Raw genomic sequence first — 22063 nt, 5'->3', positions numbered from 1 at the left:
CCGCACGCCGAAGCGTGCGGGCCCTCGTCCGCGTACGGAAAAGTGGCGCGTACGGATAAAAAGTGGGGCGTACGGATAAAGAAGGGGAGGGCGACCGCTACCGCAGGCGCGCCATCAGCGCATGCTCGACCAGCGTGATCAGCGCGCTCTTGGCATCCGCGCGGTGTCGCGCGTCCGTCGTGATGATCGGGGTGTCCGGGCCGATCTGCAGCGCCTCGCGCACCTCGTCGGGCGTGTACGGCTGATGGCCGTCGAAGCCGTTGAGGGCGATGACGAAGGGCAGTCCGGAGTTCTCGAAGTAGTCGACGGCGGGGAAGCAGTCGGCGAGCCGCCTCGTGTCGACCAGGACGACCGCGCCGATCGCGCCACGGACCAAGTCGTCCCACATGAACCAGAAACGGTCCTGACCGGGCGTACCGAAGAGGTACAGGATCAGGTCCTGGTCCAGGGTGATGCGACCGAAGTCCATGGCCACCGTCGTGGTGGTCTTGTCTCCGGTGTGGGTCAGGTCGTCGATGCCCGCGGACGCGGACGTCATGACGGCCTCGGTGCGCAGCGGGTTGATCTCAGAGACCGCCCCGACGAACGTGGTCTTGCCCACGCCGAAGCCGCCCGCCACCACGATTTTCGCGCTGGTGGTGGAGCGGGCTGTTGCTCCGCCGCTAGAGCTTGCGAAGTCCACTGAGCACCCTTTCGAGCAGTGTCACGTCTGGCTGGCCGCCGGCGGACTCGTCGCCGCCGGGCTGATGGATGGCGACAAGTCCGGCCTCCGCCAGGTCGGCTACGAGGATCCGGGCGACGCCGAGGGGGATGGAGAGCAGCGCCGAGATCTCGGCGACCGACTTGATCTCCCGGCACAGGTTGCAGATGCGCTGATGCTCGGGCAACTGGCCCTGCAACTGGTGCGGTTGTGCGGTGGTGTGCACCAGCGCCTCGATGGCGAGCTGGTAGCGCGGCCTGGTGCGGCCGCCCGTCATGGCGTACGGGCGCACCAGGGGGTTGTGCGCCGAACCCGCGGGCGCCGGTTCGGGGGCGCGCCGCTGGGGTTGCACGGGCTGGATGCGGGGCGCGTGCGCCGGGGTGCCCTGGTCGTACGGGCGCGGTCCCGGCTGCTGGGGCTGCGCGTACGGCTGGCGGCGGTGGCTCGGCGCGGAGGGGAAGTTGTACCTGTTCGGACCGCCGTCGTGCTGACCACCCTGGCCATGACCAGGGGACCAGTTCGCCGATGACGAACCGTCTGGGGGTGTTGCCACGTTTCTTCCTCCTCCAACTGTGCCGGGCCCATCACTGTGGAGCCGCGTCCCGAAACCTTACGGGCACGAGACGCGAAAACGCACCGTCCGTCTGTTAGTTGAGAAGGCTCCCCTGGAGCTCCGCGCGCAGGTCGGGCGTGAGGACGGTGCCCGCGCGGTCGACAAGAAGTGCCATTTCGTACCCGACGAGGCCGATGTCCGCATCCGGGTGGGCGAGAACGGCGAGTGAGGAACCGTCGGAAATGGACATGATGAAGAGAAATCCTCGCTCCATCTCCACAACGGTCTGGGTCACCGCACCGCCCTCGAAGATCCGGGAGGCCCCGGCGGTGAGGGAGGTCAGCCCCGACGCGACGGCCGCCAGCTGGTCGGCGCGGTCGCGGGGGAAGCCTTCGGACATCGCCAGAAGGAGTCCGTCGGCGGAGACCACCACTGTGTGGGACACCCCTGGGGTGTTGTCCACGAAATTGGTGATCAACCAGTTCAGGTTCTGTGCCGCCTGGCTCATCGGGCTCACACTAACGCTCCTGGTTGTAGGTGCTATCAGGGCTGAAGCCCTGGCCATTCGTGTCACTGCTCGAGTTGCGTCCCCGCTGGACGCCGCGGCGCAGGTTGCTCAGCCTGCCCCGTACGTCCTCGGGGTCGCGGGAGACCGAGGGGCCGCCCTGTGGGGTCTGTTCCGCGGTGCCCTCGACCAGATTGGCCTTGGGCACCCGCCGCGGGAGCCCGGACGGGGTGACCCCGCCCGCCTTCGGCTCCTTGAGGCGCTCGGCTCGCTGCCAGCGCTCGTCGTTGGACGAACGCCAGTCGTCCTTGCCCTCGCTCGCGGCGGGGGAACTTCCGTTCCCGTTCGCACCGGAGGAGCCCCTGCGGGGGAGGCCCGCGTCGGTCATCTCGTGGACGACGGACGGAGTCGGTCCCGGCCGGTCGAAGCCTACGCGCTCGTCGTCGGCCGCGGGGGCCGCCTGCGCGGATTCCGCTTCCTGGCCGTACTCCGCCTGGTAGCCCTCGGCGCCGGGCCAGTCGTCCTGACGGGACCGCTCCGGATAGGGGAGCTGCGGGTCCTGGTAACCGTCCTGGTAGGGCTGCTGCTCGGTGGCGTACTGCTCGGGCGCGTACTGCTCGGCGCCGTAGCCGTTCTCGGCGTACTGCGCGTCGGTGTACTGCGCGTCCGTGTACTGGGCCTCGGCGTACTGCCCGGTGGCGTACTGCTCGTTCTCGTACCCGCCGCCCTGGTCGTACGCGACCTGCTGCTCCTCGTAGACGGGAGCCTGCTGCTCGTACACACCCGGCTGCTGCTGCTGCTGCGGTTCGACCTCGTCGCGGAAGAGCGGGCGGTGGCCGCCGGGCTGCTGGGCCTGCGCCTCCAGGGCCGCGCGGCGCTCCTCGCGCATCAGCGAACGGCCGACCGGGTCCAGCTCGGGCTGCGCCTCGGTGCCGTCACCGTGGTAGCGGCTGTCGTCGAAGCCGAGCTCCGCGGCCGTGCGCAGCGGCTCGGACTCCAGGACCTGCTGCTCCGGGATGATCGAGGAGACGGTGAACTCGTCCTGCGCGGGCTGGTCGCCACCGCCACCGTGGGTGATCGCGTCCGGCAGCATGACCAGCGACGTCGTGCCCGCCTGCTCGCCCGAGGGGCGCAGCTGCACGCGGATGCCGTGCCGGTCGGAGAGGCGGCCGACCACGAACAGGCCCATGCGCTGCGAGATCGCGGCGTCCACCGTCGGCGGGTTGGCCAGCTTGTGGTTGATGTCCGCGAAGTCCTCGGCGGTGAGGCCGATGCCCTTGTCGTGGATCTCGACCATGATGCGGCCGTCGGGGAGCCGGGTCGCGGTGACGCGGACCTTCGTCTGCGGCGAGGAGAACGTGGTGGCGTTCTCCAGGAGCTCGGCGAGCAGGTGCACGAGGTCGGTCACGGCCAGGCCGTGGATCTCGGCCTCCGGCACGCCCGACAGCTCGATGCGCTCGTACTGCTCCACCTCGGAGGAGGCGGCACGCAGCACGTCGACCAGCGGCACCGGCTGGTCCCAGCGGCGGCCCGGCTCCTCGCCGGAGAGAACCAGGAGGTTCTCGCCGTTGCGGCGCATGCGGGTCGCCAGGTGGTCCAGGCGGAAGAGGGACTCCAGCTGGTCCGGGTCGGCCTCGTTGTTCTCCAGGTCGGTGATGAGGGTCAGCTGGCCCTCGATCAGCGACTGGTTGCGGCGCGACAGGTTGGTGAAGATCGCGTTGATGTTGCCGCGGAGCAGTGCCTGCTCGGCGGCGAGCCGCACGGCCTCGCGGTGCACCTGGTCGAAGGCGCGGGCGACCTCGCCGATCTCGTCCGTGGAGTTGATCGGGATGGGCTGCACGCGGGTGTCGACGCGGCCCGGGTCGGTGCGCGACAGCTGGTCGACCAGCATCGGAAGGCGCTGCTCGGCGATGCCGAAGGCGGCCGTACGCAGCTGACGCATCGCGCGGGACATCTGGCGGGCCATCATCCCGGCCAGGATGAAGGCGGCGAGCAGCGCGATCACGACGATGGCGCCGGTGATGTAGGCGTTGCGCTGCGCGGTGGCGGCGATGTCGGACGCCTCGTCCACAGCCTTGTCGGCGAGGTCCGACTCGATGGTGCGGTAGGCGTCGAACTTGGCGGTGGTGGTCGCCCACCAGGCCTTGGGCGTGATGCCCTTGCCGGCCAGCGCGACGCGCGCGCTCGGCTGCGTGCTCTCCAGGGTGGCGAGGGCCGCGACCATCTGGTCCTGGGTGGGCGTCCGGCCGCCCTGCTTCTCGGCGTCGGCCGCCAGCTTCTTCTTGGCGTCCTCCAGCTTGGCGACGTCCTGGGGGGTGCCGCCGCCGGTGTACTCCTCGATGGCGATGCGCTCGAGGTAGGCGTACGAGGAGAAGGAGGTGCGCTGCAGTGTCAGCGAGCCGGTGCCGGGGCCCGGCTCGACCAGGAGGTGCGTGCCGATGGACCGCTGCAGGGAGAGCGCGGCCTTGGAGAGGGAGATCGCGTAGACGGTGCGGCCGTAGCTGGTGATGTTGCCGGTGCCCAGACCGAGCTCGTTGGCGAACTCCATCAGCGGGTGCTGGATGGCGACGTAGCCCTCTTCGGTCTTCACACCGGGAAGCTTGGTGGTGTACGCGGCCTGGCGCAGCGGACCGAGCTTCGACTCGACCTTGTGGAAGGCGTCGAGGCGGCGGTTGAGGCCTTCCTTGTCCGGCATCTTCTCCGCGGCGGAATCGAACTCGGCGGCGGCCCGGTCGGTGGCCTTGCGGGCCTTCACGACGGCCGGGTCGTTCCGCTTGCCGCGCAGCAGCGGCGCGGCGGAGACGTCGCGCTCCTCGATGAGGCGGTTGCCGTAGTCCAGCGAGGCCCGCACCAGGCGGGCGGTGCTCTCGGCGTCCTGGGCCTCGCTCCAGGTGTCGATGGAGCCCTTGACCTGGAAGCCGCCCATGACGAGGCCGACGAGCACGGGTATGAGCAGGATCGCGTTCAGCCGGGTCGGCACACGCCAGTTGCGGGGGGACATCCGTCCACCGGAGGGCGCCGGCGTCTCGTTGCCGGGCGCGGCGGCCACGTCGACGGGGGACGCCGCTGTGCGCGGCGGCGGGGTGAAGTTGCCCCGTGCGTCCCCGGTGGGGGATGCCGCGGGACTCGGCTTGCTTCGCCTCACTCGACCAACAACCTCTCGGCGGCGGCACACACATCGTGCCGCTGTCGTCTCCAAGGCCCGTGCTACTGGGCAGTTCAGCGCATTCCAGCACGTCAGGGGCTGCTCTTCCAAACAGTGGGAAGGGCTGGATCCGAGTGGTGTAAGCCTCAGATAAATCGGTCATAAAGAGCGAGCCCCGCCAAAAGGCGGGGCTCTTGTGAGCACAGCGACACCAGGTGACCGCGACGCGTGGCGGTCACCTTGCAATTCTCTGTCGAAACGTTATGAACACGGCGCACGGCCGTGTCAAAGGACACAGGGCGCTCCGGGTGTACTACGGCAACTGCCGTATGGAATCTGCCTACTTGAGACGTGCCATAAGTGCGTGTTCAACCAATGTGATCAGGCCACTCTTTGCGTCCGCACGGTGTCGCGCGTCCGTCGTGATGATCGGTGTACCCGGGCCGATCTGCAGCGCCTCGCGCACCTCGTCGGGCGTATACGGCTGGTGGCCGTCGAAGCCGTTGAGGGCGATGACGAACGGCAGCCCGCTGTTCTCGAAGTAGTCGACCGCCGGGAAGCAGTCGGCGAGCCGGCGGGTGTCCACGAGCACGACCGCGCCGATGGCCCCGCGCACGAGGTCGTCCCACATGAACCAGAAACGGTCCTGACCCGGCGTACCGAAGAGGTACAGGATCAGGTCCTGGTCGAGCGTGATGCGGCCGAAGTCCATGGCGACGGTGGTCGTCGTCTTGTCCCCGGTGTGGGTCAGGTCGTCGATGCCCGCGGACGCGGACGTCATGACGGCCTCGGTGCGCAGCGGATTGATCTCCGAGACGGCCCCGACGAACGTGGTCTTGCCCACGCCGAAGCCGCCCGCCACCACGATCTTCGCGGAGGTGGTGGATCGGACCGAGCCCGAGTCACTAGAGCTGGCGAAGTCCACTGAGCACCCTTTCGAGCAGTGTCACGTCTGGCTGGCCGCCGGCGGACTCGTCGCCGCCGGGCTGGTGGATGGCGACGAGCCCGGCCTCGGCCAGGTCCGCCACGAGGATCCGGGCCACACCGAGCGGCATCGACAGGAGCGCGGAGACCTCGGCCACCGACTTGACCTCACGGCACAGGTGGCAGATCCGCTGGTGCTCGGGGAGCAGCCCCATCAGCTGGGACGGGTCGGCCGTGGTGCTCACCAGCGCCTCGATGGCGAGCTGGTAGCGGGGCCGGGTCCGGCCGCCGGTCATCGCGTAGGGCCGCACCAGCGGCTGGTCGCCCTCCATTCCGTACGAGGCGTCGCCGTACGGGTTGTGAGAGGCGGTGGGCGGGGTCATGGATCCTCCGGGCGGGACAGCAGGTCATCTGCGTGTGCCGTCTGACAGAGCCGGTGGGGGCAGTGTGGCGGCCGGACGGTTGGTCAGTACGTTCGGTCGGTGGGGCGGCCGAAGGGGTAAGGCTTCGGAGCGTGCTCCGGGTCAGTGGAGCAGGCTGCCCTGCAGCTCGGCGCGGAGATCCGGGGTGAGGACGGCGCCCGCGCGGTCGACGAGGAGGGCCATCTCGTACCCGACGAGGCCGATGTCGCACTCGGGGTGCGCGAGCACGGCGAGCGACGAGCCGTCGGAGACGGACATGATGAAGAGGAACCCCCGCTCCATCTCCACCACCGTCTGCGTGACGGTGCCGCCCTCGAAGATCCGGGAGGCCCCTGCGGTCAGCGAGGTCAGCCCGGAGGCGACCGCGGCGAGCTGGTCGGCGCGGTCGCGGGGGAAGCCTTCGGACATCGCCAGAAGGAGTCCGTCGGCGGAGACCACCACTGTGTGGGACACCCCTGGGGTGTTGTCCACGAAGTTGGTGATCAACCAGTTCAGATTCTGTGCCGCCTGGCTCATCGGGCTCAACTAACGCTCCTGCTGGTGAGTGGGGCGAGGGAAACTGCCGGTCTGGCCGGTACCGGCCTGGCGCCCCTGCTGGATGCCCCGACGGAGATTCGTCAGCCGGCCGCGCACCTCTTCAGGGGCGCGCGAGACCTGCGGACCTGTGCTGTCCTGCTGCTGCTGTGCCGTGCCCGCGACCAGGTTGGCCCGCGGGACGCGGCGCGGCAGTCCGGATGTCGTGACGCCACCCGCGGAGGGCTGCCGTACGCGCTCGGCCTGCCGGCCCAGCTCGTCGTTGGGGGAGGAGCGCCAACCGCCGGGCATGCCCGCGCCGTTGGTGCCGCCTCCGCCCGCGGGCGCCGCGTTCGGGTCCTGGCGCTGGGGGCGCGAGGGGAGCGGGCGCTGCGGCGGTTCCGGGGCCTGGTGACGCGCGGGCTCGGCGGCCTGGCGCGGCGCGGCCTCGGGGGCCTGCCTGCCCTGCTGCTGCTCGTGCTGTGCGGCCTGCTGGTTCTGCTGCTCCCGCGCGGCCTGCTGCTGCGCCGCCTGCTGGTTCTGCTGCTGGAACCAGTTGGTCTCCAGCGTGTCGAACAGCGGCGTACGGCCGTCGCCGGGGCCCGCGGGGGGCAGCGGCTCGGGCTCGGCGGGCTGCAGGGGCTGGGCGGGCTGCGAGGGCTGCAGGGGCTGCTGCTGGTGCTGCTGGGCCTGCCGGTCCTGGTGCGGCGCCTGACCCGGGCCCTGACCCTGGCTGCCCTGGCCGGGCTGCTGGGGGAGACCCTGGTGGGGGTCGCCCTGGCTGCGACGGGGGGCAGGCGGGCGCGGCACGGTGTAGTCGGGCATCTCCCGGTTGCCGTGCTGCGCCGGGGCGTTGCCCTGGTTCTGCTGCTGGTTCTGCGGCAGACCCTGGTTCTGGCCCTGGCCCTGGCCCTGGTTCTGGTTCTGGCCCTGGTTCTGCCGGCCGCCCTGACCGCCGAAGACGTCCGAGCGGACGAACTGGCCGGTGGAGCCGGGGTCCTGCGGCGCCGGGGTGCCGGGCGGCGGGGCGTCGAAGTCCGGACGGGCGAACTCCGCGGTGGAGCCGGGGCCCTGCCGGTCGTCCGTCCCGGCCGACGGCTGGGGGAACTGACCGGTGGACTCGTGCTCCTCGTGGCCCCGCGGGGTGTCGAAGGGCTCGCGCGCCACCTGCGGCCGCGCGTTCTCGTCGCTCCAGCTGGGCACGCGCGGCTGCGGGTTGCCCCCGGGCAGCTCGGCGCGCGGTCCGCCGCGCGGCGGCAGCTGCGGCCTGCGGCCCTGGCCGGCCGGGTCGACGCCCGCACCGGTCTCCGCACCCGTGTCCGCGGCGGGGGGCATGGCGTTCGTACGCTGCTGGGGCACCGGAGGCTGCGGCGCGTTGCCGCCGCGACCGCGCTGCGGCTGACCGCCCTGCGGCATCTGCGGCTGACCGCCCTGCGGACGCTGCCGGCCCTGGTTCTGGCCCGGACCCTGAGCCGGGCCCTGGTTCTGGCCCTGACCCTGACCCGTGTCCCTGGAGGGCAGCGCGGCCCGCGGACCCGAGCCCGCGACCTGCTGGCGCGGCGCACCGGCACCGAGCAGACCGGGGCCGCCCTGGGCACCGGCACCGGGGCCACCGCCGAGCGCGGGACCGCCGCGGCCGGGACCACCGGGCAGACCGGGACCGTTGCCACCCGTACCGACACCGCGTCGCGCGGCCGCGGCACCCGCTGCGGCCTGAGCCGCGGCGGGACCGCCGGTGGGAGTGGGCGCACCGGGCTTGCCCGGCATCTTCTTGCCGCCCTGGGCGACGTCGACGGGCAGCATGACCAGCGCGGTCGTACCACCGGAGTCGGACGGGCGGAGCTGGATGCGGATGCCGTGGCGCTGCGACAGACGGCCGACCACGAACAGACCCATGCGGCGGGAGACGGAGACGTCCACGGTGGGCGGCGATGCGAGCCGCTCGTTGATCGCGGCGAGGTCCTCGGGGGAGAGGCCGATGCCGGTGTCGTGGATCTCGATGAGGACGCGGCCGTCGGGCAGCGCGTGACCGGTGACCTTGACCTTGGTCTGCGGCGAGGAGAACGACGTCGCGTTCTCGAGCAGCTCGGCGAGGAGGTGCACGAGGTCGTTGACGACGCGTCCGGCGACCTCGGTCGCGGGCACCGAGGAGAGCTCGATGCGCTCGTACTGCTCCACCTCGGACGCGGCGGCACGCAGCACGTCGACGAGCGGGACGGGCCGGGTCCAGCGGCGGCCCGGCTCCTCACCGGCGAGGACGAGGAGGTTCTCGCCGTTACGGCGCATGCGGGTCGCGAGGTGGTCGAGCTTGAAGAGCGAGGACAGCTGGTCCGGGTCGGCCTCGCGCGACTCCAGCTCGGAGATGAGCGAGAGCTGGCGCTGGATGAGGCCCTGCGAACGGCGCGAGAGGTTGGTGAACATCGCGTTGACGTTGCCCCGGAGGAGGGCCTGCTCGGCGGCGAGGCGGACGGCCTCGCGGTGCACGTCGTCGAAGGCCGCGGCCACCTGGCCGATCTCGTCCCGGGAGTGCACACCGACGGACTCGACGGAGGTGTCGACGTCCTGCGGGTCCGACTCCGACAGCTGCTTGACCAGCTCGGGCAGGCGGTCCTGGGCGACCTTGGTCGCGGTGTCCTGGAGCCGGCGCAGCGAGCGGATCATGGACCGGGCCACGACGAACGCGCCGACGAGCGAGACGCCGAGCACGAGCAGGATCAGCGCACCGTTGAGGATGGCCGACTGCTCCGACTCGTTGCGCAGCTCGCGCGCCTTCTGCTCCATCTCGCCGAGCAGCGTCAGCTCGATCTTGGCCATCGCGTCGATCTTGGTGGTGTCCAAGTCGACCCAGTCCTTGTAGGACCGCTTGTCCTGGAGCTTGATGCCCCCCTGCTGCTCCAGCACGCGCTTGGCGTACTCGTTGGCGGCCTTGACCGCCGGGTTGCCGCCGTCGATGGGCTTGGTCAGCTCACCGGCGTTGCCCGCGTAGATCTTGCTGAACGTCTGGAGCTCCGAGCGCTCCTTCTCGTTGGCGCTGAGGCCGAAGGTGCGGTCGGTCTCGCTGATCTTGCCGTACTCGCTGTCGTTCGCCGGCAGGGCCGCGGCGATGATCGCGCGCTGTACGGACGCGTACTCCTTGGCCGAGGAGAAGGCGGCCAGCGAACGCGTGCGCTGGATCATGTCGGGGTTGCTCGTCGCCTGCGCCATGTCCTGCGACAGCTTGAGGAGCTGCTCGACGAGCTGGCTGTAGGCCTCGACGGTCTGCGAGGTGGAGCCCTTGGCCTGGAAGGCGTTCTTGCGGACGTCGTTGATGCCCTGGAGCTGCTGCGTGATCTGGACCGCGCTGTGCCGGACGCCGAGGAGGCCCTTCTCGCCGTCGGTGTCGTTGAGGTCCTGGGTGCCCTGGAGGAAGTTGCGGTAGACCCGGTCGGTCTTCTCGCGGGCGCCCTTGACCGTGTAGTCCGAGGCCTTCGCGCCGTGCGCGAGGGGGCCCGCCGACTTGTCGCGCTCCTCCTGGAGCGCCGCGGCCAGCTCGGTGGCCTGCTTGGTCATCTCGGTCAGCAGCTTCATGTTGTCGAGCTGCTGGATCTCGTCCATGGACGAGTTGATGCGGAGCGCGCCGAGCGAGGTCGCGGTGATCACGGGGAGCGCGAGCAGCGAGACCAGACGGGTGGAGATGCGCCAGTTGCGCAGGGCTATTCGCGAGCCGGGGCCGGTGGGCGTCTTGGTTCCGGACGAGCTCTTGCCCTTGCCCTTGGCCGGGGCGGTCGTCGAGCCGCTGCCGACGGCTCCCTGACGCGCGGCTCCGGGGCCGCTGTCGCCGGGCGTGCCCGGTCCGGGGTTCTGGGCGTGCTGGGGCGAGGAGCCGCGCTCCGGCTCCGCCGGAGCATCCCCTCGGCCGCGGTCGGCCTGGGGAGACCCCTTGCCATCCCTCTTGAAACGTCCCTGCACTAGCGTCGCAACCTCTGGACCAGGCGTCCTGCCGGATAACGGCGGGACGGTGTCGGCGTCGTGGGGCGGCAAGCGCCCCATATGTGGTCGTGAGTGACCGGCGCTTGCTCCCCCTCCCCGCCGCCACTCGGCGCTGCGTTGCGCCCCTGCGCGCCGGTTCGATCCCGCGGCGGTCCCGGGAATTCCAGCACAGTGCCGGATCTCCAACAAGGCCCGTGTGTCGCGGCACGACCTACGTGACGCGTTGTGAGTGGGATGTCACGAGACGTAGAAAATGATCTAGCAAAAAACGGACCCATCCCCTCAAAGCTCCTGTCGGCGGGGGGTGTCCCAGTGTTCATGATCAGGAGCGGAATGGTGCCTTCAGTGGTGCAATGTCCGTTTCCAACGGACTGACGTCGAGCCTGGATTGCCCTATTTGCCTGCTACCTCGTGAGCAAACTCACACGAAGATCAAGGCGTCCACCGGACTTTGGCCGGGAATTGGATGTTTAGCCTGACGCTTTACAGGGATGGCGAATCCGACAACCCGCGTCCATCGCGTGACGCCCCAACCGACAAGGTCCGAACAGCAGATGAAGACTGTGAAGTCGACGATGTTCCGCAACATAGCCAACCCGCGCCGCACCACTCTCGCGCACCTCAAGGACGCGGACGAGGTCGCACTCGCGGCCGAGCAGCCGGAGCACGCCGTCGAACTGCCGACGCAGACCGCCAACCCCAAGCGCACGATCCTGATGGACGCCCCGGAGCAGCCCACCCCTGTGGCGGGTTGATAACGGGAGGTCGGACCCCCTTGCCGCGTTAGCCTGGAGCGTCAGACTCCACCCATTCCAGCAAGGGGCCGAGGCACACGTGCGCATCGCCAGGTTCTCCATCGACGGCAACGTCGCCTTCGGCGCGGTCGAGGGCGAAAGTCCCCCCGGAACGACCGACGGTCTTGTCCTCGACATCATCAAGGGCATCCCGTTCGCGGACTTCGAGCTCTCCGGCACGAAGGTCCCGCTGAGCAAGGTCAGGCTGCTGCCCCCGGTGCTCCCCAACAAGGTCGTGGGCATCGGCCGCAACTACGCGGACCACGCGGCGGAACTCGGCAACGAGGTCCCCGACGTCCCGGTCGCCTTCTTCAAGCCGTCCACCTCGGTGGCGGGCCCCGGCGACGCCATCGTGTACCCCTCCTTCTCACAGGAGGTGCACCACGAGGCCGAGCTCGCCGTGGTCATCGGCCGCATGTGCCGCGAGGTCCCGCGCGAGCGCGCCCGCGACGTCATCCTCGGCTACACCTGCGCGAACGACGTCACCGCGCGTGACGTACAGAAGCGCGAGAAGCAGTGGGCCAGGGCCAAGGGCTTCGACACCTCCTGCCCGCTCGGCCCCTGGGTGGAGACCGACCTCGACCCGTCCGACCTCACGATCCAGTGCACGGTCAACGGCGAACAGCGCCAGCTGGGCCGCACGGCCGAGATGGTCCGCTCCGTCGAGGACCTGATCGTGCACATCTCCGAGGCCATGACGCTGCTCCCCGGCGACGTCATCCTCACGGGTACCCCGGCAGGCGTCGGGCCCCTCAACGTCGGCGACGAGGTCGCCGTCACCATCGAAGGCATCGGCACTCTCACCAACAAGGTGATCAAGCGTGGCTAACGCGACCCCCGTACGCGTACGTTTCTGTCCCTCGCCGACCGGCAACCCCCACGTGGGCCTGGTCCGCACCGCCCTCTTCAACTGGGCCTACGCCCAGCACAACCAGGGCACTCTGGTCTTCCGCATCGAGGACACCGACGCGGCTCGCGACTCCGAGGAGTCGTACGAGCAGCTGCTCGACTCGATGCGCTGGCTGGGCTTCGACTGGGACGAGGGCCCCGAGGTCGGCGGCCCGCACGCGCCGTACCGCCAGTCGCAGCGCATGGACATCTACAAGGACGTCGCGGCCAAGCTCCAGGACGGCGGCTACGCCTACCCCTGCTACTGCACCACCGAGGAGCTCGACGCGCGCCGCGAGGCCGCCCGCGCCGCCGGCAAGCCGTCCGGTTACGACGGGCACTGCCGCGACCTCACCGCCGAGCAGAAGCAGGCGTACGAGGCGGAGGGCCGCAGCCACATCGTCCGCTTCCGCATGCCGGACGAGGCCACGACCTACACCGACCTGGTCCGCGGCGAGATCACCGTCCAGGCGGAGAACGTCACCGACTACGGCATCGTGCGCGCCAACGGCGCCCCGCTGTACACGCTGGTCAACCCGGTCGACGACGCCCTGATGGAGATCACCCACGTCCTGCGCGGCGAGGACCTGCTCTCCTCCACCCCGCGCCAGATCGCCCTCTACAAGGCACTGATCGAGCTCGGCATCGCGAAGACGATCCCCGAGTTCGGCCACCTGCCGTACGTCATGGGCGAGGGCAACAAGAAGCTCTCCAAGCGCGACCCGCAGTCGTCGCTGAACGTCTACCGCGAGCGCGGCTTCCTCCCCGAGGGCCTGCTGAACTACCTGTCGCTCCTCGGCTGGTCGTTCTCCGCGGACCAGGACGTCTTCTCGATGTCCGACATGGTGGCGAAGTTCGACGTGGCGGACGTGAACCCGAACCCCGCCCGCTTCGACCTCAAGAAGGCCGAGGCGATCAACGCCGACCACATCCGCATGCTGGACGTGAAGACCTTCGCCGAGGCCTGCGAGCCCTGGCTGCGGGCCCCGCACGCCAACTGGGCGCCCGAGGACTTCGACGAGGCGGCCTGGGCGGCGATCGCCCCCCACGCGCAGACCCGCCTCAAGGTCCTCTCCGAGATCACCGACAACGTCGACTTCCTGTTCCTCCCGGAGCCGGTCTTCGACGAGCCGAGCTGGACGAAGGCCATGAAGGAGGGCTCCGACGCCCTCCTGCGCACCGCCCGCGCGAAGCTGGAGGCGGCCGACTGGACCTCCCCCGAGTCCCTCAAGGAGGCCGTCCTGGCCGCCGGCGAGGAGCACGGCCTGAAGCTCGGCAAGGCCCAGGCCCCGGTCCGCGTCGCCGTCACCGGCCGCACGGTCGGCCTGCCCCTCTTCGAGTCCCTGGAGATCCTGGGCAAGGAGAAGACCCTGACCCGCATCGACGCGGCCCTGACGAAGCTCACCGCGTAGCAGCGCGTACGCACCCGAAGGACCCGGAAGCCACCACGGCTCCCGGGTCCTTCGCATACGGTCGAACCATGCCGATCAAAGCCGTGGTCTGGGACATCGACGACACCATCTTCGACTACGCGCGCGCCGACAACGCCGGTATGCACGCTCATCTCACCGCCGAGGGGCTCCTGGAGCGGTACGAGTCCGCCGAGCGTGCGCTCGGGCGGTGGCGGGAGCTCACCGAGCGGCACTGGGCCCGCTTCGGCGCCGGGGGAGTGACCTTCGAGGAGCAGCGCCGCGACCGCGTGCGGGACTTTCTCGACGCCCCCGGACTGAGCGACGCCGACGCCGACGCCTGGTTCGACCGTTACGTCGGTCACTACGAATCGGCCTGGTCCCTCTTCCCCGACACCGTCCCCACCCTGGACGCCCTCGCCGGCGACTACCGCCACGCGGTGCTGTCCAACTCCGCCCTGTTCGTCCAGGAGCGCAAGCTGCGCTTGCTCGGCGTCCGCGACCGCTTCGAGGCCGTGCTGTGCGCCGCCGACCTGGGCGTCTCCAAGCCCGCCGCCGAGGCATTCCTCGCGGTCTGCGACCAGCTGGGCCTGGCGCCCGCCGAGATCGCCTACGTCGGCGACCAGCCGGAGATCGACGCCAGGGGCGCGAGGGACGCCGGACTCGTCGGGATCTGGCTGGACCGCAGCGGCACGGCGGGGGACGGCCCAACCGGAGTGCACCGCATCAAGGAGCTCTCCGAGCTCCCCGCGCTGCTGCGTGCGGATACCCGTTTTGGAGCGCCGTCCACCTTCGGGTAATGTTCTTCCTGCGCCGCCCGAGAGGGCCGAAAGGTCCGGCCGGGAAGCGCAAGTCAAACAAAACCCCTTCCGGGGGTGGCGCTTTGATGGCCTATGGTGTAATTGGCAGCACGACGGTTTCTGGTTCCGTTAGTCTAGGTTCGAGTCCTGGTAGGCCAGCTCGCAGAGCTCATCTGCAACCTGTGGATCTCATCCACAATGCCCCCGTTGTGTAGCGGCCTAGCACGCCGCCCTCTCAAGGCGGTAGCGCCGGTTCGAATCCGGTCGGGGGTACAGATCCTTCCCGCGGGGACAGATCGGGTCGCACCCACTGTCACTGATGCAGGATCGCTAGGGCCCCCGTTGTGTAGCGGCCTAGCACGCCGCCCTCTCAAGGCGGTAGCGCCGGTTCGAATCCGGTCGGGGGTACTGTAGGTACTAGACATGGTCTAGACCACATTGGGCTATGGTGTAATTGGCAGCACGACGGTTTCTGGTTCCGTTAGTTTAGGTTCGAGTCCTGGTAGCCCAGCTGGATCAGGTGGAGACGCACGATCCTCGCCCCCGTTGTGTAGCGGCCTAGCACGCCGCCCTCTCAAGGCGGTAGCGCCGGTTCGAATCCGGTCGGGGGTACAGAAACGGCAAGGGGCCTTCCCGCGAGGGAGGGCCCCTTCGTCATTCCCCCGGGCACCCCTGCCCGAAGCGGCGACGGGACTCCTCCGCCTGCGCGATGCGGCGCAGGCTCAACAGCACCGGCTCGTACAGCACCGTCAGAGCGACCGCCGCCTCCAGTTGCTCGTCGGACGAGTCGAACCGCTCGATCAAATCCAGGTCCGTCGCGGCCAGTTGGCCTCCCGCGCGCGCGTAAGGCGCCAAGTCGTCCACCGAGCACGGGTAGCCGAGCCGCGTCAGGGCGGCGACCGCGGTCACCAGCATCCGATAGGCCGGGGATTCGGCCCCGTACTCCGCGGCGGTCTCCCAGCCGAGACGCGCCAGCAACGCGTCCACCGTGCGCCCTGCCTCCTCCTGCTGCGTCACGTCCTGCCCGGCGGACTCCGCGGTGTGCGGCAGGGCCCAGACGGCCGTGCCCAGACGGGAGTTGTGGTCCAGGGACTCGTCCTCCAGGGCGGTCAGGACCTCACGCGCCGCCGCGACAGGGACCCGGCCCACCTGGATCAGCGCCCGCACGAGCCGGAGCCGCCGCAGATGCCCGTCGTCGTACTCCGCCTGCGTCGCCGTCACGCGACGGCCCGGCGGGAGCAGCCCCTCGCGCAGGTAGTACTTGATCGTGGCCGTGGGGATCCCGCTGAGCCTGCTCAGCTCCGCCAGCTTCATCGGTCGTGCCTCCTCTTGCGTCTCCCTTTGGGGAGTGGCACTATCCAAACATGGATAGCGAAACTATCCAATGCTCGGCCACAGCTATGCCAAGGGGGAAACGCCATGAGCAGCAAGCCGATCGAGGGGCGCATGACCGCGGACGCGCAGGGGGGCGTCGTCGTCTTCCACATAGGGATGCGCATCAACAACTTCCGCGCCGTGCGCAGCTGGTGGCCCGTCGCCGTGGCGATGCCGCGCATGCTCAAGGAGCTGTCGCGGGACCGGGATAGCGGACTGCTGGGGTACCGGCTGCTGCTCGGCGGACCGCGTCTGATGTACGTCGTCCAGTACTGGGAGTCGCTGGAGAAGCTGCTGGCGTACGCGGCGGACCGGGACAAGGAGCACCGGCCCGCGTGGGCGGCCTTGAACCGCCGCATCCGGGAGGGCAAGGGGAAGGTCGGCTTCTGGCACGAGACGTTCGTCGTGCCGGCCGGTGCCCATGAGGCGGTCTACATCAACATGCCGGCGTTCGGTCTGGGGGAGGCCCTGGGCGTGATCCCCGTCGGCCGTCGCGGAGACCGGGCCGCCGACCGCCTGACGACCGTCTGACGGCGGCCCGGGTTCAAAGAGAAGCGCCGGAAGGGGCCGCCGCGGCGTTGGGGCGGCTCCTTCCGGCGCTGTGATGCGTGCGACGGGCGCTGCTCGGCGCGCCAGAGCGCCGGGCCGTGTGTCAGCCCGAGCGGCGCAGGGCCTCGGAGAGGCGTCCGGCCGCGTCGATGACCGCCTGCGCGTGCATGCGGCCGGGGTGACGGGTCAGACGCTCGATCGGTCCGGAGACCGAGACGGCCGCCACCACGCGGTTCGAGGGGCCGCGCACCGGCGCGGAGACGGACGCGACGCCCGGCTCGCGCTCGCCGATCGACTGGGCCCAGCCCCGGCGGCGTACGCCCGAGAGGGCCGTGGCCGTGAAGCGGGCGCCCTGGAGGCCGCGGTGCAGGCGCTCCGGCTCCTCCCAGGCCATCAGGATCTGCGCCGACGAGCCCGCCTTCATGGTGAGCGTCGAGCCGACCGGGACGGTGTCCCGCAGGCCGGACAGACGCTCGGCCGCGGCCACGCAGATGCGCATGTCGCCCTGGCGGCGGTAGAGCTGCGCGCTCTCGCCCGTGACGTCGCGCAGGTGCGTGAGGACCGGGCCCGCCGTGGCGAGCAGGCGGTCCTCGCCCGCCGCCGCCGCGAGTTCCGCGAGGCGGGGGCCGAGAATGAAACGGCCCTGCATGTCCCGCGCCACCATCCGGTGGTGTTCCAGTGCCACGGCCAGTCGGTGGGCCGTGGGTCGTGCGAGCCCGGTGGCCGCGACCAAGCCCGCGAGGGTGGCCGGACCGGACTCCAGAGCGCTCAAGACAAGGGCCGCCTTGTCCAGAACGCCGACGCCGCTAGAGTTGTCCATGCGTCGATACTCCCGTCTCACTCTGTGAAACGCAAGTTCAATTTTTCGTGGAACGCGCCACTCTGTACGAGCGATCCGCGGACCAACGGATCGGCGGCCGACGCGCGGCACGAGGGGTACGCGCGTCGGCGAACGGATTCTCTAGTTGGGCCGGCGAAGCGGCCGGTCGGAGGGAAAGCGATGGGTAGGACACTCGCGGAGAAGGTCTGGGACGACCACGTCGTCCGGCGCGCCGAGGGCGAGCCCGACCTCCTCTACATCGATCTGCACCTGCTGCACGAGGTGACCAGCCCCCAGGCCTTCGACGGCCTCCGCCAGGCCGGCCGCCAGGTGCGGCGGCTCGACCTCACCATCGCCACCGAGGATCACAACACCCCGACCCTCGACATCGACAAGCCCATCGCCGACCCGGTCTCGCGGGCGCAGCTGGAGACGCTGCGCAAGAACTGCGCCGAGTTCGGGGTGCGCCTGCACCCGCTGGGCGACGTCGAGCAGGGCGTCGTCCACGTGGTGGGACCGCAGCTGGGACTGACCCAGCCCGGCACCACCGTGGTCTGCGGCGACTCGCACACCTCCACGCACGGCGCCTTCGGCGCGCTGGCGTTCGGCATCGGCACCTCCCAGGTCGAGCACGTCCTCGCCACCCAGACGCTGCCGATGGCCCGCCCCAAGACCATGGCCATCACCGTCGACGGCGAACTGCCCGACGACGTCACGGCCAAGGACCTGATCCTCGCCATCATCACGAAGATCGGCACCGGCGGCGGCCAGGGCTACGTCCTGGAGTACCGCGGCTCCGCCATCGAGAAGCTCTCGATGGAGGCCCGCATGACCATCTGCAACATGTCGATCGAGGCGGGCGCCCGCGCCGGGATGATCGCCCCGGACGAGACCACCTTCGACTACATCCAGGGCCGCGCCCACGCGCCGCAGGGCGAGGACTGGGACGCCGCGGTCGCGTACTGGAAGACCCTGAAGACCGACGACGACGCCGTCTTCGACGCCGAGGTCTACATCGACGCCACCTCGCTGGCGCCGTTCGTCACCTGGGGCACCAACCCGGGCCAGGGAGCGCCGCTTTCGGCGAGCGTCCCCGACCCGGCTTCGTACGAAGACGCTTCGGAGCGCTACGCCGCCGAAAAGGCCCTGGAATACATGGGGTTGACCGCCGGGCAGCCGCTGCGCGACATCAAGGTCGACACCGTCTTCGTAGGTTCCTGCACCAACGGCCGCATCGAGGACCTGCGCGCGGCCGCCTCCGTCGTCGAGGGCCGCAAAGTCGCCGACGGCGTACGGATGCTGGTCGTCCCGGGCTCGGTCCGGGTCTCCCTGCAGGCCGTCGCGGAGGGCCTGGACAAGGTCTTCGTCGCCGCGGGGGCCGAATGGCGGCACGCCGGCTGCTCGATGTGCCTGGGCATGAACCCCGACCAACTGGCTCCCGGCGAGCGCTCGGCGTCCACGTCGAACCGCAACTTCGAAGGCAGGCAGGGCAAGGGCGGGCGCACCCACCTGGTCTCCCCGCAGGTCGCCGCCGCCACCGCGGTCACCGGCCACCTCGCCTCGCCCGCCGACCTGTCCGACGCCCCCGTGACCGCCGGAGTCCGATAACCATGGAAGCATTCACCAAGCACACAGGCCGGGCCGTCCCGCTGCGCCGCAGCAACGTGGACACCGACCAGATCATCCCCGCCCACTGGCTCAAGAAGGTCACCAGGGACGGCTTCGAGGACGGGCTCTTCGAGGCCTGGCGCAAGGACCCCGAGTTCGTTCTCAATCGTCCCGAGCGGCAGGGCTCCACCGTCCTGGTCGCCGGACCCGACTTCGGCACCGGCTCCTCCCGTGAGCACGCGGTGTGGGCGCTGCAGAACTTCGGCTTCAAGGCCGTCATCTCGTCCCGCTTCGCCGACATCTTCCGCGGCAACTCGCTGAAGAACGGCCTGCTCACCGTGGTGCTCGACCAGCAGGTCGTGGACGCGCTCTGGGAGCTGACGGAGAGCGACCCGCAGGCCGAGATCACCGTCGACCTGGAGGACCGCCAGGTTCGCGCCGGGGACATCACCGCCGACTTCGAACTCGACGAGAACGCCCGCTGGCGGCTCCTGAACGGCCTGGACGACATCAGCATCACGCTGCAGAACGAGCCGGACATCGCCTCGTACGAGACCGGACGCCCCTCGTACAAGCCGCGGACCGTGCGGGTCTGACAGCCCGCAACACCTCGCAACGCCCTGATGTACCCCCAATCGTGGACGGTTGGGGGTACATCTGTGTGTGCCCCTCCGGAGGTGCCCGATGACCTGAACGGGTGGACTCAACTCCCTTGTCCGCGAAGGAAGAAGAGGCTGGAAATCCCCTTGTACTCGGCGCGACGGGGTACCCTCAGGAAGGCAGCGGACGGCGGCAGTTACCCCCTGCGGAGGCGACAACTCGCCCCAGATGGCACAATCGGTGCATGGGACGTGACAGCCAACTCGAGCTCTACGGGCTCGTCGCGGACCAACTGAAGGAAGCGCACTCCCGAGTGCGCGCACTGCAAGTCCCGGAGGGCGTACGGATGGCGCTGACCCGGAAGCTGCTGGTCATTACGGCCGCGGCCAAACACGATCTCGCCGATGCGGCAAGGCGTCTGGAGCGATTGATGGTGTCCCTCGACGAAGCTGACGAGGGCCGATTCCCCCAAGACACCTGATCCGCAGCCTCAACGGGCCTTCGAGGAACTCCGAGATGAGCCACTTCGTTGCGGCACAAGGGTGATTAGCCCGTTTCGTGTTTGATTTGCGGTATATATCTGCCTAACGTGCGAAAAAGCCGGAGTATTTCGCTCCCGGCAATGTCTCCGAAGGGGAAGACGTGAACAAGGCGCAGCTCGTAGAAGCGATTGCCGACAAGGTCGGAGGCCGCCAGCAGGCCGCCGACGCCGTCGACGCGGTCCTGGACGCCGTCGTCCGTGCCGTTGTCAGCGGGGACCGTGTTTCGGTCACCGGCTTCGGCTCGTTCGAGAAGGTCGACCGCCCGGCCCGTTACGCCCGCAACCCCCAGACCGGGGAGCGCGTGCGCGTCAAGAAGACCTCGGTGCCGCGCTTCCGCGCCGGTCAGGGCTTCAAGGACCTGGTGAGCGGCTCGAAGAAGCTCCCGAAGAACGACGTCGCGGTCAAGAAGGCGCCCAAGGGCAGCCTGACCGGCGGCGCTTCGGCGACGGTCAAGAAGGCCGCGGCCAAGAAGGCCACCGCCAAGAAGGCCACCCCGGCGAAGAAGACCACCGCCAAGAAGACCGCCGCGAAGAAGACGACGGCCACCGCCAAGAAGGCCACGGCCACGGCGAAGAAGGCCACGGCGACGGCGAAGAAGACGGCCACGAAGGCGACGGCCAAGAAGGCCACGCCGGCGGCGGCGAAGAAGACCACCGCCAAGAAGGCCACGCCGGCGGCCAAGAAGAGCACGGCCACCGCCAAGAAGACCGCGCCCGCCGCCAAGAAGGCCACGGCCAAGAAGACCGCGCCCGCCAAGAAGGCCACGACGCGCAAGACGGCCGCCAAGAAGACCACGGCCCGCAAGAAGTAGGGGCACGAGGGCACTCACGCGCCGGGCCGGGCTCCCACGGGGGAGCCCGGCCCGCGTCGTGCGTCCGGCCGGTGACGGAGCCCAGGTCTCAGAACGTCCGCGCCCAGGTCCCTCAGAACGTCTGCCAGGTCTCTCAGAACGTCTGCAGGGTCACCAGAGTGATGCGGCGCCCGTCGCCCTCGCCGTCGACCTCGATGCGCACGCGCTGCCCGGGCCGCAGCAGCCGCAGCCCGCCCGCGTCGAAGGCGGGCGCCTCGAAAGGCACGGGAGTCCCGTCGTCGAGCAGCACGCTGCCGCTGCGGGTCTCGGAGTCGTACGTGTACGCGGTCGCCTGCATGGAAAGCAGCGTACTCAGTCGGAGATGAGCAGGCGCGCCGCGGCCGCCGCGGTGCGCGGTCCCACACCGAGTGCGAGAGCGGCCCGCAGGTCCTCTCCGGTGTCCACGTCCTGGCGTACGGAATCAAAGCCGTCGAGCGCGAGTTCCACGGCCCCGGACGCCGAGTGCCGACTCCGTGAGATCGCACCGAATGCGGGACGCAATTCCGTTCCCGCCGTCGCGCACAGCAGTGTTGTCCCGATTCCTGCGGCATCCGGCATGAATGCACGGGGAAATGCGGCGGCGCTGTCGAGCGCGCGGGCCAATTCCATGGGGCGCAGCGCCGGCAGATCGGCGTTCAGGGCCGCGACGGACGCGTCGGGCCGCCCGGCGCGCACCAGGGCCGCCCCGTGCGCCAGAGCCGCGTTCAGGCCCCCTCCGGGCTCGTCGGCGACGATCCGGGCGCCCAGCGCGGCCAGCTCACGACCCGCCAGGACGTCGTCCGTGACGACTGCCACATCCCGTACGGCGGGGCACGCCAGCACGGCGGCCACGGTGTCCTGCGCGAATGCCAGGGCGAGGCCGGGGCGCAGACCGTCCCCGGAGGCTGCGGCGAGCCTGCTCTTGGCGCGCGCCAGCGGTTTCAGGGGTATCACCAGGGTCCACTGCACGGGCGCTCCGTCCTTCGCGTCGCGCCCATTGTCACCTGCCGGCGGACGAGGGGCGGTGGCCGCAGACGGGTGGGCGTACGGTGTTCTCGACAGACCGGCAGCCTGGGGCGACACTTGTGCGGCCGATCAGGTACATGGAGGAAGGTGTCC

21 protein-coding genes and 5 tRNA genes are annotated in these 22063 nt (G+C 70.0%); 14 read left to right on the top strand and 12 right to left on the bottom strand.

The annotated features are described in order from the left end of the window. Positions 1-97: 97 nt before the first annotated feature. The 8 genes from AB0N81_RS25650 to AB0N81_RS25615 form a co-directional block, all read right to left on the bottom strand. Positions 98-682 carry an ATP/GTP-binding protein gene (locus tag AB0N81_RS25650; RefSeq protein WP_030361923.1) on the bottom strand — a complete coding sequence of 195 codons (585 nt, stop codon included), beginning with the start codon at positions 680-682 and terminating at the stop codon, positions 98-100. Then, on the bottom strand, positions 663-1253 hold the full coding sequence (locus AB0N81_RS25645) for a DUF742 domain-containing protein (RefSeq protein WP_365362167.1): 591 nt from the start codon (positions 1251-1253) through the stop codon (positions 663-665). The genes AB0N81_RS25650 and AB0N81_RS25645 overlap by 20 nt, the downstream gene beginning before the upstream one ends. A 94-nt stretch (positions 1254-1347) precedes the next feature. Further along, entirely contained in the window at positions 1348-1761 is a 414-nt protein-coding gene (locus AB0N81_RS25640; protein WP_062779227.1) for a roadblock/LC7 domain-containing protein, read from the bottom strand. Positions 1762-1771: 10 nt separating this feature from the next. Continuing rightward, positions 1772-4903: a nitrate- and nitrite sensing domain-containing protein gene (locus tag AB0N81_RS25635; protein WP_365362165.1), complete on the bottom strand. Its 3132-nt coding sequence runs from the start codon at positions 4901-4903 to the stop codon at positions 1772-1774. 340 nt (positions 4904-5243) lie between these two features. Beyond that, positions 5244-5828, bottom strand: coding sequence for an ATP/GTP-binding protein (locus AB0N81_RS25630; protein WP_365362163.1), 585 nt, complete (start codon positions 5826-5828; stop codon positions 5244-5246). Beyond that, complete coding sequence (locus tag AB0N81_RS25625) at positions 5809-6210, bottom strand: DUF742 domain-containing protein (protein WP_365362161.1); 402 nt, start codon at positions 6208-6210, stop codon at positions 5809-5811. Before AB0N81_RS25625 ends, AB0N81_RS25630 begins: the two co-directional genes overlap by 20 nt. 141 nt (positions 6211-6351) lie before the next feature. Continuing rightward, complete coding sequence (locus tag AB0N81_RS25620; protein ID WP_030787430.1) at positions 6352-6765, bottom strand: roadblock/LC7 domain-containing protein; 414 nt, start codon at positions 6763-6765, stop codon at positions 6352-6354. Positions 6766-6774: 9 nt separating this feature from the next. Then, positions 6775-10710: a nitrate- and nitrite sensing domain-containing protein gene (locus AB0N81_RS25615; protein WP_365362159.1), complete on the bottom strand. Its 3936-nt coding sequence runs from the start codon at positions 10708-10710 to the stop codon at positions 6775-6777. Between the two features lie 575 nt (positions 10711-11285). Here AB0N81_RS25615 and AB0N81_RS25610 point away from each other — a divergent pair. From AB0N81_RS25610 to AB0N81_RS25570, 9 genes are all read left to right on the top strand, one after another. Continuing rightward, complete coding sequence (locus AB0N81_RS25610; RefSeq protein ID WP_365362157.1) at positions 11286-11486, top strand: hypothetical protein; 201 nt, start codon at positions 11286-11288, stop codon at positions 11484-11486. 79 nt (positions 11487-11565) lie between these two features. Then, complete coding sequence (locus AB0N81_RS25605; RefSeq protein ID WP_365362155.1) at positions 11566-12354, top strand: fumarylacetoacetate hydrolase family protein; 789 nt, start codon at positions 11566-11568, stop codon at positions 12352-12354. After that, positions 12347-13825 carry a glutamate--tRNA ligase gene (gltX, locus tag AB0N81_RS25600; RefSeq protein ID WP_365362153.1) on the top strand — a complete coding sequence of 493 codons (1479 nt, stop codon included), beginning with the start codon at positions 12347-12349 and terminating at the stop codon, positions 13823-13825. Before AB0N81_RS25605 ends, gltX begins: the two co-directional genes overlap by 8 nt. 68 nt (positions 13826-13893) lie before the next feature. Continuing rightward, on the top strand, positions 13894-14622 hold the full coding sequence (locus tag AB0N81_RS25595; RefSeq protein WP_365362151.1) for an HAD family hydrolase: 729 nt from the start codon (positions 13894-13896) through the stop codon (positions 14620-14622). Positions 14623-14709: 87 nt separating this feature from the next. Continuing rightward, a tRNA-Gln gene (locus AB0N81_RS25590) sits at positions 14710-14781 on the top strand. 41 nt (positions 14782-14822) lie between these two features. Beyond that, positions 14823-14895: transfer RNA gene (locus AB0N81_RS25585), tRNA-Glu, on the top strand. 62 nt (positions 14896-14957) lie between these two features. After that, positions 14958-15030, top strand: a tRNA-Glu gene (locus AB0N81_RS25580). Positions 15031-15061: 31 nt separating this feature from the next. Then, positions 15062-15133: transfer RNA gene (locus tag AB0N81_RS25575), tRNA-Gln, on the top strand. A gap of 28 nt (positions 15134-15161) precedes the next feature. Further along, positions 15162-15234 (top strand) — tRNA-Glu (locus tag AB0N81_RS25570). Between the two features lie 42 nt (positions 15235-15276). Here AB0N81_RS25570 and AB0N81_RS25565 read toward each other — a convergent pair. Continuing rightward, positions 15277-15936: a MerR family transcriptional regulator gene (locus AB0N81_RS25565; RefSeq protein ID WP_365362149.1), complete on the bottom strand. Its 660-nt coding sequence runs from the start codon at positions 15934-15936 to the stop codon at positions 15277-15279. Positions 15937-16041: 105 nt separating this feature from the next. On the opposite strand from AB0N81_RS25565, the gene AB0N81_RS25560 reads away from it, so the two are divergent. Next, a complete protein-coding gene (locus AB0N81_RS25560; RefSeq protein WP_365362147.1) occupies positions 16042-16527 on the top strand; it encodes a DUF4188 domain-containing protein in 486 nt (161 codons plus the stop codon). A 121-nt stretch (positions 16528-16648) separates the two neighbouring features. Here AB0N81_RS25560 and ndgR read toward each other — a convergent pair whose 3' ends face one another. Further along, on the bottom strand, positions 16649-17365 hold the full coding sequence (gene ndgR / locus AB0N81_RS25555) for an IclR family transcriptional regulator NdgR (RefSeq protein ID WP_058942291.1): 717 nt from the start codon (positions 17363-17365) through the stop codon (positions 16649-16651). A 180-nt stretch (positions 17366-17545) separates the two neighbouring features. Here ndgR and leuC point away from each other — a divergent pair, with 180 nt between their 5' ends. The 4 genes from leuC (at position 17546) to AB0N81_RS25535 (ending at position 20926) form a co-directional block, all read left to right on the top strand. Next, positions 17546-18973: a 3-isopropylmalate dehydratase large subunit gene (gene leuC, locus AB0N81_RS25550; protein ID WP_365362145.1), complete on the top strand. Its 1428-nt coding sequence runs from the start codon at positions 17546-17548 to the stop codon at positions 18971-18973. Between the two features lie 2 nt (positions 18974-18975). Beyond that, on the top strand, positions 18976-19569 hold the full coding sequence (gene leuD / locus AB0N81_RS25545; RefSeq protein WP_365362143.1) for a 3-isopropylmalate dehydratase small subunit: 594 nt from the start codon (positions 18976-18978) through the stop codon (positions 19567-19569). Positions 19570-19817: 248 nt separating this feature from the next. Further along, positions 19818-20054 carry a hypothetical protein gene (locus AB0N81_RS25540; protein WP_365362141.1) on the top strand — a complete coding sequence of 79 codons (237 nt, stop codon included), beginning with the start codon at positions 19818-19820 and terminating at the stop codon, positions 20052-20054. A 161-nt stretch (positions 20055-20215) separates the two neighbouring features. Continuing rightward, the gene (locus AB0N81_RS25535) at positions 20216-20926 is read left to right on the top strand and encodes an HU family DNA-binding protein (protein ID WP_365362139.1); all 711 of its coding nucleotides are present in this window, start codon (positions 20216-20218) and stop codon (positions 20924-20926) included. 133 nt (positions 20927-21059) lie between these two features. Here the strand turns inward: AB0N81_RS25535 and AB0N81_RS25530 are convergent, their stop codons facing one another. Then, entirely contained in the window at positions 21060-21263 is a 204-nt protein-coding gene (locus AB0N81_RS25530) for a hypothetical protein (protein WP_365362137.1), read from the bottom strand. A 14-nt stretch (positions 21264-21277) separates the two neighbouring features. Then, positions 21278-21913 (bottom strand): 2-phospho-L-lactate guanylyltransferase, encoded by a 636-nt coding sequence (cofC, locus tag AB0N81_RS25525; protein WP_365362135.1) that lies wholly within the window; start codon positions 21911-21913, stop codon positions 21278-21280. Positions 21914-22063: the final 150 nt, after the last annotated feature.

It is taken from the genome of Streptomyces sp. NPDC093510 (assembly GCF_040683555.1).
Lineage (GTDB): Bacteria > Actinomycetota > Actinomycetes > Streptomycetales > Streptomycetaceae > Streptomyces.
This window is presented reverse-complemented; position numbering and strand designations above follow the sequence as displayed.

Excerpts from the sequence above, each read along its gene's own strand:
- AB0N81_RS25625 (WP_365362161.1), bottom strand. The coding sequence starts at position 6,210 with ATGACCCCGCCCACCGCCTCTCACAACCCGTACGGCGACGCCTCGTAC.
- AB0N81_RS25540 (WP_365362141.1), top strand. The coding sequence starts at position 19,818 with ATGGGACGTGACAGCCAACTCGAGCTCTACGGGCTCGTCGCGGACCAA.
- ndgR (WP_058942291.1), bottom strand. The coding sequence starts at position 17,365 with ATGGACAACTCTAGCGGCGTCGGCGTTCTGGACAAGGCGGCCCTTGTC.
- AB0N81_RS25530 (WP_365362137.1), bottom strand. The coding sequence starts at position 21,263 with ATGCAGGCGACCGCGTACACGTACGACTCCGAGACCCGCAGCGGCAGC.
- AB0N81_RS25565 (WP_365362149.1), bottom strand. The coding sequence starts at position 15,936 with ATGAAGCTGGCGGAGCTGAGCAGGCTCAGCGGGATCCCCACGGCCACG.
- AB0N81_RS25595 (WP_365362151.1), top strand. The coding sequence starts at position 13,894 with ATGCCGATCAAAGCCGTGGTCTGGGACATCGACGACACCATCTTCGAC.
- AB0N81_RS25560 (WP_365362147.1), top strand. The coding sequence starts at position 16,042 with ATGAGCAGCAAGCCGATCGAGGGGCGCATGACCGCGGACGCGCAGGGG.
- AB0N81_RS25640 (WP_062779227.1), bottom strand. The coding sequence starts at position 1,761 with ATGAGCCAGGCGGCACAGAACCTGAACTGGTTGATCACCAATTTCGTG.
- AB0N81_RS25620 (WP_030787430.1), bottom strand. The coding sequence starts at position 6,765 with ATGAGCCAGGCGGCACAGAATCTGAACTGGTTGATCACCAACTTCGTG.
- leuC (WP_365362145.1), top strand. The coding sequence starts at position 17,546 with ATGGGTAGGACACTCGCGGAGAAGGTCTGGGACGACCACGTCGTCCGG.
- leuD (WP_365362143.1), top strand. The coding sequence starts at position 18,976 with ATGGAAGCATTCACCAAGCACACAGGCCGGGCCGTCCCGCTGCGCCGC.
- AB0N81_RS25610 (WP_365362157.1), top strand. The coding sequence starts at position 11,286 with ATGAAGACTGTGAAGTCGACGATGTTCCGCAACATAGCCAACCCGCGC.